At 55.5% G+C, this 15,802-nt stretch carries 15 protein-coding genes and 1 pseudogene; 8 read left to right on the forward strand and 8 right to left on the reverse strand.

The window, feature by feature from the left end; genetic code table 11:
• The first annotated feature begins 8 nt into the window (after positions 1-8).
• Positions 9-725 carry a class I SAM-dependent methyltransferase gene (locus KGB21_RS04000; RefSeq protein WP_223503695.1) on the forward strand — a complete coding sequence of 239 codons (717 nt, stop codon included), beginning with the start codon at positions 9-11 and terminating at the stop codon, positions 723-725.
• A 70-nt stretch (positions 726-795) separates the two neighbouring features.
• Here KGB21_RS04000 and KGB21_RS04005 read toward each other — a convergent pair whose 3' ends face one another.
• On the reverse strand, positions 796-2,322 hold the full coding sequence (locus KGB21_RS04005; RefSeq protein WP_223503697.1) for a TIR domain-containing protein: 1,527 nt from the start codon (positions 2,320-2,322) through the stop codon (positions 796-798).
• A gap of 312 nt (positions 2,323-2,634) precedes the next feature.
• A pseudogene (locus tag KGB21_RS04010) lies at positions 2,635-2,821 on the reverse strand (transposase); the annotation flags it as partial.
• Between the two features lie 175 nt (positions 2,822-2,996).
• Here KGB21_RS04010 and KGB21_RS04015 point away from each other — a divergent pair.
• The gene (locus KGB21_RS04015; RefSeq protein WP_223503699.1) at positions 2,997-3,827 is read left to right on the forward strand and encodes a type 1 glutamine amidotransferase domain-containing protein; all 831 of its coding nucleotides are present in this window, start codon (positions 2,997-2,999) and stop codon (positions 3,825-3,827) included.
• Positions 3,828-4,054: 227 nt separating this feature from the next.
• Here KGB21_RS04015 and KGB21_RS04020 read toward each other — a convergent pair whose 3' ends face one another.
• A complete protein-coding gene (locus tag KGB21_RS04020; protein WP_223503701.1) occupies positions 4,055-5,020 on the reverse strand; it encodes an alpha/beta fold hydrolase in 966 nt (321 codons plus the stop codon).
• A 429-nt stretch (positions 5,021-5,449) separates the two neighbouring features.
• Here KGB21_RS04020 and KGB21_RS04025 point away from each other — a divergent pair, with 429 nt between their 5' ends.
• The 3 genes from KGB21_RS04025 to KGB21_RS04035 all read left to right on the forward strand — a co-directional run bounded on the left by KGB21_RS04025 (position 5,450) and on the right by KGB21_RS04035 (position 7,392).
• Complete coding sequence (locus tag KGB21_RS04025; RefSeq protein WP_223503703.1) at positions 5,450-6,049, forward strand: 2-hydroxychromene-2-carboxylate isomerase; 600 nt, start codon at positions 5,450-5,452, stop codon at positions 6,047-6,049.
• Position 6,050: 1 nt separating this feature from the next.
• Positions 6,051-6,755, forward strand: coding sequence for an SDR family NAD(P)-dependent oxidoreductase (locus tag KGB21_RS04030; RefSeq protein ID WP_223503704.1), 705 nt, complete (start codon positions 6,051-6,053; stop codon positions 6,753-6,755).
• 61 nt (positions 6,756-6,816) lie between these two features.
• On the forward strand, positions 6,817-7,392 hold the full coding sequence (locus tag KGB21_RS04035) for a TetR/AcrR family transcriptional regulator (RefSeq protein ID WP_223503706.1): 576 nt from the start codon (positions 6,817-6,819) through the stop codon (positions 7,390-7,392).
• A 140-nt stretch (positions 7,393-7,532) separates the two neighbouring features.
• Here KGB21_RS04035 and wrbA read toward each other — a convergent pair whose 3' ends face one another.
• From wrbA to KGB21_RS04060, 5 genes are all read right to left on the reverse strand, one after another.
• Positions 7,533-8,147 (reverse strand): NAD(P)H:quinone oxidoreductase, encoded by a 615-nt coding sequence (gene wrbA, locus KGB21_RS04040; RefSeq protein WP_223503708.1) that lies wholly within the window; start codon positions 8,145-8,147, stop codon positions 7,533-7,535.
• 102 nt (positions 8,148-8,249) lie between these two features.
• Entirely contained in the window at positions 8,250-8,897 is a 648-nt protein-coding gene (locus KGB21_RS04045) for a DsbA family oxidoreductase (RefSeq protein WP_223503710.1), read from the reverse strand.
• A gap of 17 nt (positions 8,898-8,914) precedes the next feature.
• Positions 8,915-9,520 (reverse strand): flavodoxin family protein, encoded by a 606-nt coding sequence (locus KGB21_RS04050; protein WP_223503712.1) that lies wholly within the window; start codon positions 9,518-9,520, stop codon positions 8,915-8,917.
• Positions 9,521-9,870: 350 nt separating this feature from the next.
• Positions 9,871-10,902, reverse strand: a complete 1,032-nt coding sequence (gene ahr / locus KGB21_RS04055) for an NADPH-dependent aldehyde reductase Ahr (RefSeq protein WP_223503714.1) — start codon at positions 10,900-10,902, stop codon at positions 9,871-9,873.
• A gap of 209 nt (positions 10,903-11,111) precedes the next feature.
• A complete protein-coding gene (locus KGB21_RS04060) occupies positions 11,112-12,062 on the reverse strand; it encodes an enoyl-CoA hydratase/isomerase family protein (protein WP_223503716.1) in 951 nt (316 codons plus the stop codon).
• Positions 12,063-12,575: 513 nt separating this feature from the next.
• Here KGB21_RS04060 and KGB21_RS04065 point away from each other — a divergent pair.
• The 3 genes from KGB21_RS04065 to KGB21_RS04075 all read left to right on the forward strand — a co-directional run bounded on the left by KGB21_RS04065 (position 12,576) and on the right by KGB21_RS04075 (position 15,734).
• Entirely contained in the window at positions 12,576-13,484 is a 909-nt protein-coding gene (locus KGB21_RS04065; RefSeq protein ID WP_223503718.1) for a LysR family transcriptional regulator, read from the forward strand.
• A 106-nt stretch (positions 13,485-13,590) separates the two neighbouring features.
• Positions 13,591-14,613 (forward strand): LLM class oxidoreductase, encoded by a 1,023-nt coding sequence (locus KGB21_RS04070; protein ID WP_223503720.1) that lies wholly within the window; start codon positions 13,591-13,593, stop codon positions 14,611-14,613.
• A gap of 29 nt (positions 14,614-14,642) precedes the next feature.
• Positions 14,643-15,734 carry an alkene reductase gene (locus KGB21_RS04075; RefSeq protein ID WP_223503722.1) on the forward strand — a complete coding sequence of 364 codons (1,092 nt, stop codon included), beginning with the start codon at positions 14,643-14,645 and terminating at the stop codon, positions 15,732-15,734.
• The last annotated feature ends 68 nt before the right edge of the window (positions 15,735-15,802 follow it).

Below are 15,802 nucleotides of genomic sequence, written 5' to 3' on the forward strand. Positions count from 1 at the left end.
GAATCGCCTTGAAATCATCCTCTTTCGACGCCGCTGATAAATTTGATACTTCACGAGCCGATGAATACGGGCGTCAGAGCCGTATTGCCCTGGCCGGATATGACGCCTGCCAGGACTTGGCAGCCTGCATGCTATCGGCAAGCCTGGGCAGTCCGGATTCGGCCAACATCCTTGTGGTGGGCGCTGGCGGTACGGCGCAGGAAATTATCGCCATGGCCAGGCTTGAGCCGGGCTGGCACTTCACCGCCGTTGATCCATCCGAGCCGATGTTGGCGGCCGCGAAGGTGCAGTTAGCGGCAAACCATTTGCTTGAAAGAACGACCGTGCATCTTGGGCATGTGGATGAACTGACAGCCGACGAGTCCTACGACGCAGCCACCTTGATCGGCGTGCTCCATCATCTCCCCGGGGATGAGGCCAAGCGACAAGTTTTACGATCCATTCGGACCCGTCTGAAGCCAGGTGCGCCGCTGATTGTCGCGGGCAATCAATATGCTTACGCCAGTCAACCGTTACTGCTGGCTGCCTGGGGGCAACGGTGGCGGCAGCATGGAGCCAGCCCGGATGAGATAAAAGTCAAACTCGGGAAAATCCTGCAAGGCGCTGACCCTCCACATTCCGAGGCGGCGGTTCAAAAGCTGTTGCATGAAGCCGGTTTTGGAGAGGGTACGCGTTTCTTCAGCAGCCTTTTCTGGGGGGCCTGGTTGACGTGCAATATGGCCTGAACCTGAGGGGCGATGGTCCGCTTTTGGGCGATTACGGCCCTCGCGACAGGCAGAGATCGGCCCGGAGCAGTCATTCAGATGAGCGGAGATTAGTCAGAAGTGTTGTGGACAGCAGGCCGAGCGGGGCATTGGGCTCAGTTGTCGACGGATTAAGAACCTTTGTTATCGCTTCACGCACTTGGCGTTTTCCTTCAGCGCACTTTCTCTGAAATTCTTTAGCCTCGGAAGTCTTCTTTCTTAAAGCCGAAGCTAGTCTTTCATGTGCGTACTCTGAATCAGACTCGAGCTTAACCGCGCGGTCCAAATATTCACATGCCTCACTTGGTAAATCTTTATTGATGAATAAATTTCCTATGTTTGCGGTTATCCATTGGGAAGAATATTCTGCATTCATTAGTTTCTCTGCTCTGCGATAGGAATATAGTGCTTTATCGAATAAATCGAGCTGAAGGCAGGAGTTTCCAAGGTATCCCCAGTACTCTATTGAATTAGGGTTGTCATGCGTTAGGCGATCTAATAGGTATGCAGCAATATTATCTTTGCCAAGCTCCTGAGCCAAACGAGCATACTTAAATCGAAGCTCCTTATGGCTTGGATGCTTCGCGTAGCAACGCATAACAACTGATAACGCTTCGCTTGTGTTTTCTTCTCGCTCAAGGGTCTCAGCCAAGCGGATGGCAACTTCCGGAAATTCGTCCGGTCCAACACGCTGTAGTTCTGCGATAGCGCTAGCAATGTCAGTACCATCCGAATGACATAGTGCAAGCGCCATCGCGATTTCGGTATCCTTCGGCCTTTTTTCTTGGACGGAAGTCAAGAGCTCGATTGCGTTGGTTACATACCCTTCCATGCGAAGGAATGCTGCGACAATGGATTGAACGCCTGAAAGCTCAAAGTGTTCTTTTGCATAGTTTATTAGTGCATCAATATTGCCATCATTCCGTAGCTTGAAATCGCAATAAAGAATCCAAGCCTTTCTAGAGAGCGCAGTTTCACCCGATAGGCTCTCTAATTCGTTCTGGAGTGTAGCCTTGGCTTCGTCATACTTCTCATCTATGAAGTTTAATAACCAGTCACGACTTTCCGAGTCTTCTGCAATACCCCCCTCTGTGTTTTCTTCTACCGCAATTCGACCAGGAGCAATACCGAGCTTCTTCATCTGTAGTCGGATTTGATAGCACACGGAGCCGGTCGCCGCTTGCATGCTGCCATCTTCGCGTGTTGACTCATACCTGCCAGGCGTTACTCCTAAAAGGTCAGTAGGAATATGTAGGTCACCATCAGAAGGTAAAACGAAAAAAACTCGCTCTCGCCCTAGTTTTCCAACAAATAGACCGAACTCAAAGAGCACGTTGTCCCTAACTGCAGGTGCTGTTAGATCTCTAATCTGGACTAAGTCGTCTGGTGAAAAGACAAATATGGCAAAGTCGCTTTCGGAGAGAATCTTAGTCAGGCTCTCCATCGTAGTCTGAGACAATTCAAAAACGCCTTGGTCCCAAATAGTGACTTCCGCTTCGTGCAAAAGGTTCTGCTGTACCGGATAAGCCACACTGAGTCCCTCAACGGAGGAACCGATGAAGACACGAGGTTTTGGCATTGTTACTCCTTTGGATGAAATCCTTCACATGCTGGGCTCTGCATGAGTTCAGAGTAACTCGACGGGAAGGAAAAACAATCAAGAAGTCGGTACGGATGTAGATTGCGAAGTGAGCGCCTTACGATCCAACATTGGCGTTTGAGCAAAGCTTCCATCTTCAGCGTCTGCTTTGGGTCGATTGCAGCACTTCGCGACCAGCAGCAAACAGCCAAAAGCCGTCATTCAGATTTGTTTAGCAAATCGAGGACGGTTCACTTTCGAGTCACAAAGCACCGAAGTGATGGTGACGAGAAAGCAGTACCTTTGCTCCATTCGAATGGCCTTTTTGTTGTCTTTTCGGAAGTTGGCGATGGTCAGGAAATCAGGCATCAAACACCCGGCCAGCCACGTCCGCTCGACGTTGCGCTGGGTCTTTCGTTCAAGACGCCGACTCAATTGAATTCGATGGAGATAGCCGTAAGGTCTTCAGCATCGTGGGATGGTAAGCAGAACGGCCTGTGGCTGTGACCCGGCGTTTGCACCGGGAAAACTTCAGGGGCAGGCCAAACACTTCCACGACAGTGAGCCAGGATATTCTTTACTCAATGTAATAAGTGAAATGCAATTGAGGGGCTCTATCGCTCTTTGCTCTAGTAATAAGATGGCGCCATCAAACCATCCCACTGGAGAGTCCCGTGAAAAAAACCATTATTGCCGCACTTTTAACCGCTGCCGCTAACTATGCCAACGCCGGCACCGTATTGGTTGTACTGTCGGATCAGGCTCAACTGGACCTGAAAGACGGCAAGGTCATGCAAACAGGTTTCTTCCTGAACGAATTAATGCAACCGGTGCAGACCTTCATCGAGGCGGGGCAAACCGTCGTATTTGCCACCCCTAGCGGCAAGGCGCCAACCGCGGATCAGAAATCCAATGATGTGAGCTTCTGGGGCGGCGATGAAAAGGCTCGTCAGGAAAGTCTCGCGCTGCTGGACACGCTGAAGCTGACTTCGAAGAGCGGCTCGCCGGCTATCAGCTTCGCGCAGGTTCAGAAAATCGGCTACGACAAGTTCGATGCCGTATTCGTGCCTGGCGGCCATATCCCGATGCAGGATCTGTTGAAGGACAAGCAACTGGGCCAACTGCTGACCAACTTCCATGAAAAAGGCAAGATCACCGGCTTCACCTGCCATGGCACCATCGCCATGTTGTCGGCGATCCCGGACGCGCACGGTTTTGTCTCCGCGCTTGAATCAGGCAAACAGCCGGCAGCGCCAGCCAATTGGATCTACAAGGGTTACAAAGTCACCGCTTTCACCGACGCGGAAGAGGAACAGGCCAAAGGGTTCCTTGGCGGCGGCCATATGAAACTGTTCCCGCAGGATGGCCTGACGGCCGCCGGTGCGAACTTCTCCGAAGCCAAGCCATGGAGCGAGCACGTGATCGAAGACCGCGAAGTCATTTCCGGCCAGAACCCACAGTCGGCCAAGGCAGTCGCCGTGGCCATGCTGGCGAAATTGAAGTAATCCAGGGGGGCCGTTCCGGGCAAGCCGGGCCGTAGGTGCTGCGAGGCGATCTTCTTTGGCTCCAGCACCACCGTCTATCCCGACACGTTGCGGTCGAGGCTTGCGGAAGAACCACCAAATCGCTCGAACGAAAGCGCGGAAAGTGCTGTTCAATGAGGGGGCACGCCAAGTGCCCACTCTATTCCCTGTGGGAGCAGCCTGGCGCGAACAAGTCAGCCCAGCCGACATCACTCCCTCATATGCTTACCAAGAAACGCTCCCACCAACCCGGCAATCTCCCCAGGCTGTTCATCCAGCGCAAAATGCCCCGCCTCAAGTACATGAACTTCGGCATTCGGCAAATCCCGGCGATACGCCTCGGCTTCAGCCACATCAAAAGACGGATCAAACTTGCCCCACACCACCAGCGTTGGCGGTTGATGTTCGCGCAACCACGCTTGCCACTTCGGATAGCTGGCCACGTTGTTGCGATAGTCGTAAAACAGATCGCTCTGAATATCCGCCTGCCCCGGCTGGTTCAGGAAACTGAACTCGTCGGTCCACAGATCCGGGTTGAAAACCTCGACATTCGGGTTGGCCCCCACATGTCGCTGCCGAGTGGTCGCGAAGGAGAAAAAACTCGCCCGCAGCCCCGCCTCGTTCGCCGCCCGGTTGGCCCAGAACTCACGACGTTTTTGCCACAACGGCCCCAAACCATCCTCATGGGACACTGCATTCTGAACAATTAGTGCCTGCAACCGTTCGGGGTGAGCGAGCATCATTCTAAAGCCAACCGGACCGCCGTAATCCTGCACATACAGGGCATACTTTTTCAGCCCCAACGCCTCGGTGAAGTGCTCCATCACACTGGCCAGATGGTCGAAGGTATAGGCAAACGCCTTGGGGTCCGGCGCATCGCTATGACCGAAGCCCGGATAGTCCGGAGCCACCAGATGATAGTTCTGAGCCAGCCGCGCCAGCAGCGGGTCATACATGCGTGAGGAGCTGGGGAAACCGTGCAGCAGCAACAAGGTGGGCGCATCCCGCGGACCCGCTTCACGGTAGAAAATCGTCAGGTCATCTACCTTGATACTGCGGTATGCAATCGACAATTGCTCTGTGGAATACCCCGCCGACTCGGCAGCCTGGGCAGTATTGGAAAGAGACAAACCCAAGGCGCAACCAAGGGCCAGGGCAGACAGCAATTTACTCATCGGAGGGCTCCGACTGAAGGGTGGAAAGGAGGTGGTGGGAAAACTGTGCCACCTCGATGTATCTACCCCGTATCGGTTTTGTAATCGCCTGTATGTTCCCGGGCAAACTTACACAGCGATACACAACCCACAAAAAATCCCAGCGCCCGCCCGTGGGGACAGCCGCAAACACCCTCTCGAACACTAGGCTTGCCAAGGATGACTAGAAATATGCTGTGCCGAATCAAGCGTCGTGCGCGCCGCGAGAGCCATCTTTGCGCTATGGATCCTGCTGGTCGCTGCGATAGTTCTCGATGGCCCCAAATTCCTTATCTGCTCAAATCAATAAGCGCTCAAGGCGAAGAAAATTCTGGATTGCATAAGACATCCTGACAGGATTACATTTGACATCCACAAATCATATTTTCTCTGAGAGAGAAGGAAAGCGACATGCAGATCGAGTTTGTGTTTGATTACCGCAGCCCGTACGCCTATCTGGCGAACACTCAACTTTCGAATCTGACGCATCCAATTGACTATGTACCAGTGGATACCCTCACGGTGATGAAGGCGGTCAATAATCAGCCGTCCACGGAATGCCCCGCCAAAGCTAAATACGCACGCATTGATATCGCGCGTTGGGGCAACCTTTACAACGTGCCAATTGTTCCAAACGGGCAATTCTTTCGAGCGTTGAGCACAGGCGAGGTTGAGGGATCGTTACTCTCCCGCGCTGCATGCGCTGCGCAACAAGCGGGGGTATTTGATCAGGTTCACACGGCGTTTTTCGAAGCGCTCTGGACGGATGGTGAGAACCTGAGTACCGCAGACGGCCGGCGTGATTTTCTTCGCAAACTGGAGCTCGACATCGACCTGTGGCATCTCGCAGACAGTCGACAAGTTCGCGCACAACTTATCGGCAATAACGACGATGCAGCCAGCCGTGGTGTGTTCGGCGTACCGTCATTTTTCGTTGATGGCGAACTGTTCTTTGGTAACGATCGATTTGAGTTCGTGCGTGCGGCGCTGAATGCTTCGGGAGGCGTGTGACATGAGTACACAGAAATTGGCCCTGGTAACGGGCGTCGGCCCGGGCACCGGCACCGCGATCGTTCGCCGCCTGGTCGCAGATGGTTTCAAGGTGGCCATGATTGCGCGCAACGCACAGCGGCTTGAGGCCTTGCGTCTGGAAATACCCAATACCTATGCTTTTGCTGTCGATGTGACAGATACCGTCCAGCTTGATCAGGTGCTGGACCAGATCCAACAGCAGTTGGGGGCGGTTGATGTATTGGTCCACAACGCAGTGGGGGGCGCTTTCGGCAACTTCCTGACGATCGCCCCGGCGGTGTTGCAAGCCAACTTCCAGACCAACGTGATGGCGTTGTTGCATCTGGCAAGACGGCTGACACCCGCGATGATTGAGAAGGGCGAGGGAGCGCTCATAGTCACTGGCAACACGTCTGCATTGCGCGGTAAAAGTCATTTTGCCGCATTTGCTCCGACGAAAGCCGCGCAGCGCATATTGAGTGAATCTATTGCGCGGGAAGTCGGCCCCCAGGGGGTGCATGTCGCCTACGTCGTGATTGATGCGGTGATTGATTTGGAATGGACGCGCAAGCTGCGTCCGGACGCGCGCGACGAGTTCTTTATCAAACCTGCCGACATCGCCGCTGAGATTGCTCACCTTATCCAGCAGCCTAAGGGTGCGTGGTCTTTCAACGTGGAGCTTAGGCCGTACAACGAAGCTTGGTAGTCGAGGTGCCTGGGTCAGGTGATATCCTACGGGCCTCGTATGAGCAAAAAAGGATTGCCCGATGGGACATTCACAAGCCAGCAAGAAAGCCACGCACGAGCGCGTAGTGAGTATTGCTGCCCGGCGCTTTCGAGAAGATGGTATCGACGGCCTGAGCATTGCAGACTTGATGAAGGAAGCCGGGTTGACCCATGGCGGCTTCTACAAACACTTCGACTCCAAGGAGCAATTGATTGAAGAAGCGCTGACGGTAGCATTCAAGGGGGCGGAAGATTCAAAGGGCACTTATCAATCGAGCATTGACCAGTTAATCACTGAATATCTCAGCTTCGCGCATCGTGATGCGGTTGGTACTGGATGCGCGGTAAGCGCGCTGGTGAATGACATCGGCCGGGCCGAAGAGGGTGCGCGTATGTTGTATACGCACAAGTTGCTGGCGACCTTCGGCGGTATTGCGCGTTTGCTGGGGGGCGAGGATCAGGCGAAACGCAGCGAGGCCATTGTTATGTTCAGCACATTGGTTGGCGCGTTGGGGCTGGCCAGAGCGGTCGCGGAAGATGATTTGTCGAAAGAAATTCTTTCAACGGTGCGCGACGCTTTGCTGAAGGATGTTGTCGGAAGCGGTGTGCATTCGTAACGTCGACCATGTCAACACGGCAGTTATCCAGTTTATTCGGCCCTGCAGCCTCACACATAAAACGGTCACCGCAGCGAAAGGTGGAGTTCTGCGGTGACCAAAAACGATAAATCGCGATTCAATAGCTGGCCGAAGCGTGATTACGCCTGACGCCCACGTGCCAGAGCTGTCGCAACTTCAGCAATGTGGTGGCCCTGGAATCGTGCGCCTGCCAATTCATTTTCACTCGGTTGACGCGAACCGTCCGGAGCAGCCAGCGCGGAGGCACCATAAGGTGATCCGCCCGTCACTTCATCCATTTTTACCAGGCCGGAAAAGGAGTAGGGCAGACCAACTGTGATCATGCCGTGGTGCATCATGGACGTCAGAAGGGAAAAGAGTGTGGTCTCGACACCGCCATGTTGACTGGCGGTCGAGACGAATGCGCCGCCGACTTTACCGATCAGTTTACCTTCAGCCCAAAGTCCGCCGGTTTGATCCAGGAAGTTTGCCATTTGCGAAGACACCCGACCGAAACGGGTTGGTGTACCAATAATAATGGCGTCGTAATCCACCAACTCACCAGGCGTCGCGATCTCGGCACGTTGCTCCAGATTTGCACCAGCCTGACGCGCCACTTCTTCCGACATTAATTCTGGAACGCGTTTAAGTGAAACTTCGGCGCCCGCCGAGCGAGCGCCTTCGGCGATCGCCTGGGCCATTGTTTCAGTGTGGCCATAGGTGGAGTAGTACAAGACCAGCACTTTCGTCGTCATGAATGTTTCCTCGAGTGAATTTTCTGTTGTGAGACCTAGTAAGCGAGCGATCCGGGTGATCACCGAAGCTTTTGGCCGTAACGATTGCGACATGTTTGTGCCTCAAATTTGAGCAGCGATCTTTCGAAGCGACTGCTCGTAGTAGTCCGCCGTTTGGGCGCCAGTGATTATTTGACGGCCGTTGATTACGACGACAGGAACGGAATGAATGCCGCGGCTGGTGAAGTAGGATTCACGCTCACGCACTTCGTTGGCATACAGATTTGAAGAAAGAACCTCGTTGGCCAGGTCTTCAGACAGACCAACACTGCTTGCGATTCTGGCCAGCACTTTGTGTGAACTGATGTCTTGCCCATCGGTGAAGTAAGCAGCAAAAAGCGCATGGGAAAGTGGGCGCTGCAATCCCTCAAAACCCGCCCAAAATATCAATCGATGCGCATCAAACGTGTTGTAAAAATGGGTTCTTTTATCGAAATCAAAGTGAAATCCAACGCTATTACCGCCAGCGCGAATGCTGTTCTGGCCTCGCGCGATGTCTGCAGCATTGCTTCCGTACTTCTGCATGATGTGCACGACCGCGTTTTGCCCACCCTGAGGCATATTCGGGTTCAACTCGAAAGGTTCGAAATTGATTTCGACGACTGCTTCATCTGCCAGGCGCTGAATAGCTTGTTCCAAGGCGCCCAGGCCGATTGCGCACCAGGGGCAAACAACGTCGGAAATGAAATCAACGCGGATAGGCGTGCTCATGGCGAGTCCTCTGCTTTTCAAGCGAATCGTTGGGCGAGGCTGCGACGGCCTTCTACAAGCTCTCGGGCTACGCGTGCCACACGGGCGCCGAGGTGCTCAGCGGTCAGGATGTCGGGATTTTTGGGGGCTACATCCGGTCCTTCATCGAAATTGGACTGGGCACCCACACCAATGAAGTAGCTGTCGCGGTTGAGCATTTCTTCTGTGGTGGTTGAGCTGTTGTGTCCAGGTGGCAGACCGAGATTGACCCAGTGCATGGAGTGCTGGGCAGCGAAAATGCTCAGTTGCTGCAACGTTGCCAGTTTGTCGCCCGAACGCGATGCCGCATTGGTGAATCCCGCAGCAACCTTGTCAGCCCAGACACCGCCTTTGGCGAATACGTGGCGAGAGGTGGCATCCATGAAGGTTTTGAACTGCGCCGATGCGCTACCCATGTAGGTAGGGGAGCCGAAGATGATGGCATCGACTTTTTCCAGGGCGTCCCAGTGCTGGTCAATATCTTCGACCTGTACGAGCAGGCTCTGTGTGCCTTCAACACTGTCCGCACCACGGGCTACAGCTTTGGCGACATTGGCGGTGTGTCCATATCCACTGTGATAGATAACAGCAACTTTTGTGGTCATGTGAGTGCTCAACTTTGTGATACCCGTCTTCTGCCGGCCAGCCAACAGCGGCGGATGATTGTTTAAGGAAAATTGATCCTGGCTGTGTTTCTGGAGAACGATGGGGGCCACTATATTTATGTTGAGTTTTTAGATAAACGGACGATCGGAAATATCAGTTGATACATGGTGTAACTAATAGGGCGCGCTGCTTTTTTGGGTCGAGGTCTCTTAAATCCGTACCGCGACGCCTGCGTGAAGCCGATTACCAGAAGGGATTGCAAAGCCAAGTAAGGTGGGGATCTGGAGCGGGGAAGGTTAAAACACTGGTAGTGACGGCGCGTGCGGCATTAGCCGAACGCGCCGGTGTGTTACTTACTGGCGTCCAGCACTACGCGGTAGCGAGCTTTGCCACTGCGCAGATGGTCGATGGCTTTGTTGACCTGGCTCATTGGAAACATCTCTACCTGCGGCAGGATCTGATGGCGGGCACAGAATTCCAACATAGTCGCTGTGTTACCGGGCGAGCCAATCGGCGAGCCGGACAAGCTTTTTTGCTGTGGAATCAGGTTGAAGACGTGCACCGGGATAGCGCTGGGCGCGATGCCGACAAAGTGCAGGCGACCTTTGCCGCGTAGCGTTCCAAGCATGGCCGGCCAGTCGAGGTCTGCACTGGCGCTGATCAGCAGAAAATCCAGGGTGCCGGCAATGGCATTCAGCGCAGTACTGTCAGTCGAGGCGACTACGTTGTGTGCTCCCAGTCGCTTGGCTTCGTCTTGCTTGGCCAGCGTCGATGTAAAAGCGGTGACTTCGCACCCCCAAGCGTTGAGGAAGCGTAGAGCAAGATGACCGAGCCCTCCGATGCCGACGACACCCACTCGATCAGTAGGTTTGACGTTGAACTGCAAGAGTGGATTGAACACCGTCGACCCTGCGCAGAACAAAGGTCCGGCCATGGCCGGGTCGAGTTCTTTCGGTAGCGGCACGGCCCAGGCCCAGTGAGAGCGGAGGCGATCGGCGAAGCCACCGTTGCTGCCGATGATGGTAGGTTTGACTGTGCCGCATAGGTGATGCGAGCCGCCCATACACGATGAACAATGCATGCAACTGCCCTTGTACCAACCAATCCCCACTCGTTGCCCTAATTCGAGACTGCGTACCTGCGAGCCCATTCGTACGATACTGCCGACTGCTTCATGACCGGGGATAAAAGGGTATTGGCTCAAGCCCCATTCGTTGTCGATCATCGACTGGTCGGAGTGGCAGACTCCACAATATTCAACTGAGACTTCCACCTCGTCGTCCCCCAATGGGCCGGGGTCATAGCTATAGCTTTCCAGTGGAGCGCCGGCCGCTGTTGCGGCCCAGCCAGTGAAGGACGTTATTTCGGTACTGTTACTCATTGGAGACCTCCAAATCAGCAGAGTGGGTTTTGGCTCCGATGCCTGGGACGATTCCTGCTGCCGACACGCAAAGCCGCGATTTTTCGGGGCTTTGCGCACTCAGCCGTTTGCAAAACCAGCAGCTACACCTCCTGGCGCAGCACTGCCTTAAGCCGGCTTGACCTGAACCTCCAGACCTCCCGCGTCCTTCGGAAAATATGGGGGCAGGATCATTTCGATTCCTCACCCAAGGTGCCGGTGTAGTGAGCCAGGCGTTTCTCCACGTCGGCTTTCTTCTGCAACCCAAGCTCCATCAGTTGTTTGATGCGGGCCTGCGCTGCTGGGCGTTTGACCGAGCCGATGAAACCATCCCATTCGGCAGCGATGGCTTCGTTCGGCGGCAGGCTGGCGGCATCGACCAGTCGTTTGATATCAGCAATCGACTGCTTGTCGAATCGCGCGATGCGCCGGGCCATCGTGTCGACGAACTTGTCGAGTTCGGCATCGGGCAGCGCGCGGTTGACGTAGCCGTAGCGCTCGGCGAGCTCGCCATTGATATCGTTGCCGGTGAGCAACACTTCCAGTGCCCTCCCGCGCCCCATCAACCTTGGCAGTCGAGCCATGGGGCCACCTCCCGGCACGAGTGCAGCGCCAATCTCCCATTGCGACAGAATGGCCTTCTCGCGACTGGCGAAGCGCATGTCGCTGGCCAGTGCCAGCTCACTGCCGACGCCCGTGGCGCGACCGCGAATCGACACAATCGAGACCACCGGAGCCTTGCTCAATCGCACCAGCATGTCCGGCAGTGGAGGCAGACCGGTCGGGCCGTTGGGCAGGCTGGTGGTGTCAGTCAGCGGGGGGACGAAGTCATAGTGGGTGAGGAAGAAATCCGGCACATCACTGTCGAACACCACGACCACCAACTTCGGATCGGACTCGATGGCAGTGACCACCTCGTTCAGCTGCGGCATGGTTTCCGGTCCATAGATGTTGTACGGCGGGTTGTGGAACGTGACCCGCCAATATTCGGGTGTGACCCGCGTGAGCTTGATTTCCTGTTTGACCGCGCTGGTGGGTGAGGCTTTATCGGTTGTTGAGGGGGAAGTTTCACCAGCGAGCGCCGCGCCTGTCGTCGTCAAACTGGCCAAAATCAGTGCAGCCGAAAGCAACTGAAGTCTCATAGGAGGTTTCCAGAGAAATGCCTAAGGGCATGCGAATTCCCGGTTGAGCTGTTGTTACGTCCTGCCAATTGATCAGGTCGCGAAAAATCACGCCCGTTGCTCCGTTCCGTCGCGGGTCAACACATGAGCATGGTTTCGTGCGCATGACCGGCATGCGGCCCGACACGATCGGCAATAGCGGCTGAAGTTGGCAGGTGGCTCGATAGATCCGGGAACACCGGGATCTAGGGGGGCGAAACATGTCGCCTTGCGCCGGCAGCGCCGAATGCTCAAGCGTAGCAGCGAATAAATGGCTCGCAAGTCACACATTCGGATGAGAACGCCGACAGCAACAATGGGCCACTCAATGGCCAATCAGCAGGAGAAAAAACTTGATTCGACCCTGCCTGGGATTCTGTGGCACTAGCTCCTTGGCAGGGGTAATAATTGTGATTGCGCGGCGGCGGTAAAAATCCAATCTTTCGGGGTTTATGTTCCTCTACAACGCAAGTATGCACTGGAGTAAATCTACCAATGGAAGCTAACCGATTCGCGGACATCGCTGCTTTTGTCTGCGCTGTGAAAGCTGGAAGTTTTACCTCTGCGGCAACCTCCCTTGGTCTGACCCGTTCGGCTGTAGGTAAAAGTATCGTTCGTCTTGAAGGCCGGATGGGAGCGCGGCTTCTGAATCGCACGACGCGCAAGCTGAGCCTGACTGACGAGGGGCAGGTCGCCTATGAACGCTGGAAGCAAATTCTCGAAGATCTTGATGAGGTGGATGCAACCATGGCCTTGCGCCGTGGACGGCCGACCGGCACGTTTAAACTCACAGCGCCCCTTTCCTTCGGTCAGCGCCATATCCTGCCGATTCTGGATGCTTATCTGAAACAGTGGCCTGAACTTCGTGCGGACGTCTGGTTCACCGATCGCTTTGTCGACCTCGTCGAAGAGGGGGTCGACATCGCCATACGCATTGGCACGCCAAAAGACGATTCACAACTGTTGACCAGAACCGTGGGTTGGCAGCAGTTCGCCACGTGTGCCTCGCCCTCTTATCTGGCCCGATGCGGTGTACCGCAAACACCTGCAGATCTTGCGGGGCACGACACCATCGCGTTCATCAGTGGCCAGGCCAGTGTCTGGCGTTACCAGACACCCACCGGCCTTTACTTATATGAACAACCAGGGCGGCTGAACATTGACAGTTCTGAAGCCATGCGCGAAGCAGCGCTGACAGGCATTGGTCTGATTCATTTGCCGACCTACATCACCGGTAACGACTTGCGCGACGGAACATTGGTGGAAGTTCTCAAACCTTATCGTGCAGCGCCCGACCCCATCCGGGTTGTGTACCCGAGCAAGCGTCAGTTGTCGCCGCGTGTCCGCGCGTTTATTGATCTGCTGATTGAGCGCTGGGACTCAGGAGTGCCTTGGGAAACCTGAGGGTATTGGGGATTCATTGGACCGAGTGATGGTCTGTGGGTGTTATTTATCCTGGTTCAGGATTCAATAAATATGTCAGTCATCGTCACTCACCGAGACTGCCATCATGACTATCGCCACCCAACGCTCGCCGCAAATGCAACCTGTCGCCCTACCGACCGCCGATCCTTCGCTTGGGCGTCACCCCGGTTTTCAACGCCTGTTTCGACCACAGGCGCTGACGGTTGGCCTGATTTTACCTCTCGAAACCCACGCCGGCCGAGCGGCACCGACCATGCGTGGTCATGTGGAAATGGCGCAACGCGCCGAGGCGCTTGGTTTTGGTGCGCTGTGGATGCGTGACATTCCTTTCTATGACCCGGATTACAACGATGTGGCACACATCTTTGAGCCCCTGGTTTACATCGGCTTCCTGGCCGCTGCCACACGCAGCATAGTCCTGGGAACCACCGGCATCGTGCTGCCTACCCATGAGCCCATGTATCTGGCCAAGCAAGCGACGTCCCTGGATCAATTGAGCGAAGGACGCCTGGTGCTGGGGCTGTCCTCGGGCGATCGTTACAGCGACTACCCGATGCTGGGTATCGATTATGAAACCCGTGGCGATCGCTACCGTGATGCCTTCTCGGTGTTTCGCACCCTGATTGAGCAGGATTTTCCGCGCTTTCGCTCCGAACGATTCGGTGGCTCATACGGGAACCTCGACCTGGTACCGAAAGCGCCGTATGGACGCGTCCCTTCAATCGCTGTCGGCCAGGCGCAGCAAAGCATCGAGTGGTTGGCTGAACACCTTGATGGCTACCTGGCTGGCGTGCAAAGCCCCGAGCGGTTGGCGTCGTTGGGCGAGAGCTGGCACGCCAAAGTGCGTGAAATCGAAGGGCGAAACGCTTTCAAACCGTTAGGGCTCGGCGGCTACTTCGACCTCAGCGACAACCCGGACCAGCCATTCCAGCGCATCCAGGGAGGCTTCCGGGCGGGGCGTAACGGCCTGCGTAACTACCTGGAGCAAGCACAAGCTGCCGGTATTTCGCATATCGCGCTCAACCCCAAGGTTAGCCGGCAACCCTACGGCGAGATTCTTGACGAGCTCGCTGAGCACATCTTGCCGCTCTTCCCGTCGCATGTTTGAGCTTTGGCCCACCCTTGGAGGATCGCTACATGTCATCTCTTTTTGAGTCTTACGATCTGTCGGGGCAGCGACTGTCCAATCGTATCGTCATGGCGCCGATGACCCGCGCCCGCGTCAAGGACACCGTGCCGTCTGCGGATATGGCGATCTACTATGCCCAGCGTGCGGGAGCAGGCCTGATCATCACCGAAAGCGCCCAGGTGTCGGCGCAGGGACGAGGCTACCTTTTCACCCCGGGGATCCACACACCCGCGCAGATTGAAGGCTGGAAGCGCGTGACTGACGCGGTTCATCAAGCCGGGGGGCGGATTGTCATTCAGCTCTGGCATGTGGGGCGGGTCTCGCACTCATCCTTGCTGGAGGGGCGGGCACCGGTCGCACCTGTGGCTGTGACTGCCGCGCAAACGTTGGTACACGCTTATGACAGTGAAGGTCAGCCTGCGCAGGTGCCAGTGAGCGCGCCCGTTGCTTTGGATGTCGAGGGTATTCGGCAGGTCATCGCAGACTTTCGACTGGCCGCGAAAAATGCCATGACCGCGGGTTTTGACGGCGTCGAAATTCATGCGGGTAACGGCTACCTGTTTGAACAGTTCATCAACGGCGGCTTCAACACCCGTGAAGACCGTTACGGTGGCGCCACGATTGCCAATCGTCTGCGTTTGTTGCTTGAGACGGTCGATGCCGTAAGTGCGCAGATCGGCAGCTCGAAGGTGGGTGTGCGCGTGTCGCCTTTTGCTCGACTGGCTGATCTGCACGCGTTCGATGAAGAGGAGGCAACGTGGCTTGCATTGGCCGGAGCCCTGTCCCAGCGCGAGATCGCTTATCTGCACGCTAGCCACTTGGGTACGCCTGAATTTCAAAAAGCCATCCGCGGGGCTTACTGCGGCACCTTGCTCCTGTCGGGCGGGTTCACCCATCTAACCGCGCAACAAGCCATCGATGACGGATTGGCGGACCTGGCGGTGTTCGGTCGACCGTTCATTGCCAATCCTGATCTGGTCGATCGCTTACGGCATGGTTGGCCACTGGCCGATGCAGGTCGCGAAGCGTTTTATGGCGGCGGCTCGCAAGGCTACATTGATTATCCTGCTTATTCGTCGCAAGACGCGCAGCAAGCATGATAGGTCGGGCATGTGTGTACCAGGTATCAGCCAGGAGTGGCAGCTCACTTGTAGGATAACGAGACAAC

The sequence above is a fragment of the Pseudomonas sp. GL-RE-29 genome (genome assembly GCF_019947275.1).
Lineage (GTDB): Bacteria > Pseudomonadota > Gammaproteobacteria > Pseudomonadales > Pseudomonadaceae > Aquipseudomonas > Aquipseudomonas fluorescens_A.

Coding starts and splice junctions, on each gene's coding strand:
- KGB21_RS04035 (WP_223503706.1), top strand. CDS start 6,817: ATGGGACATTCACAAGCCAGCAAGAAAGCCACGCACGAGCGCGTAGTG.
- ahr (WP_223503714.1), bottom strand. CDS start 10,902: ATGAGTAACAGTACCGAAATAACGTCCTTCACTGGCTGGGCCGCAACA.
- KGB21_RS04025 (WP_223503703.1), top strand. CDS start 5,450: ATGCAGATCGAGTTTGTGTTTGATTACCGCAGCCCGTACGCCTATCTG.
- KGB21_RS04075 (WP_223503722.1), top strand. CDS start 14,643: ATGTCATCTCTTTTTGAGTCTTACGATCTGTCGGGGCAGCGACTGTCC.
- KGB21_RS04065 (WP_223503718.1), top strand. CDS start 12,576: ATGGAAGCTAACCGATTCGCGGACATCGCTGCTTTTGTCTGCGCTGTG.
- KGB21_RS04020 (WP_223503701.1), bottom strand. CDS start 5,020: ATGAGTAAATTGCTGTCTGCCCTGGCCCTTGGTTGCGCCTTGGGTTTG.
- wrbA (WP_223503708.1), bottom strand. CDS start 8,147: ATGACGACGAAAGTGCTGGTCTTGTACTACTCCACCTATGGCCACACT.
- KGB21_RS04030 (WP_223503704.1), top strand. CDS start 6,051: ATGAGTACACAGAAATTGGCCCTGGTAACGGGCGTCGGCCCGGGCACC.
- KGB21_RS04050 (WP_223503712.1), bottom strand. CDS start 9,520: ATGACCACAAAAGTTGCTGTTATCTATCACAGTGGATATGGACACACC.
- KGB21_RS04005 (WP_223503697.1), bottom strand. CDS start 2,322: ATGCCAAAACCTCGTGTCTTCATCGGTTCCTCCGTTGAGGGACTCAGT.
- KGB21_RS04060 (WP_223503716.1), bottom strand. CDS start 12,062: ATGAGACTTCAGTTGCTTTCGGCTGCACTGATTTTGGCCAGTTTGACG.
- KGB21_RS04045 (WP_223503710.1), bottom strand. CDS start 8,897: ATGAGCACGCCTATCCGCGTTGATTTCATTTCCGACGTTGTTTGCCCC.
- KGB21_RS04070 (WP_223503720.1), top strand. CDS start 13,591: ATGACTATCGCCACCCAACGCTCGCCGCAAATGCAACCTGTCGCCCTA.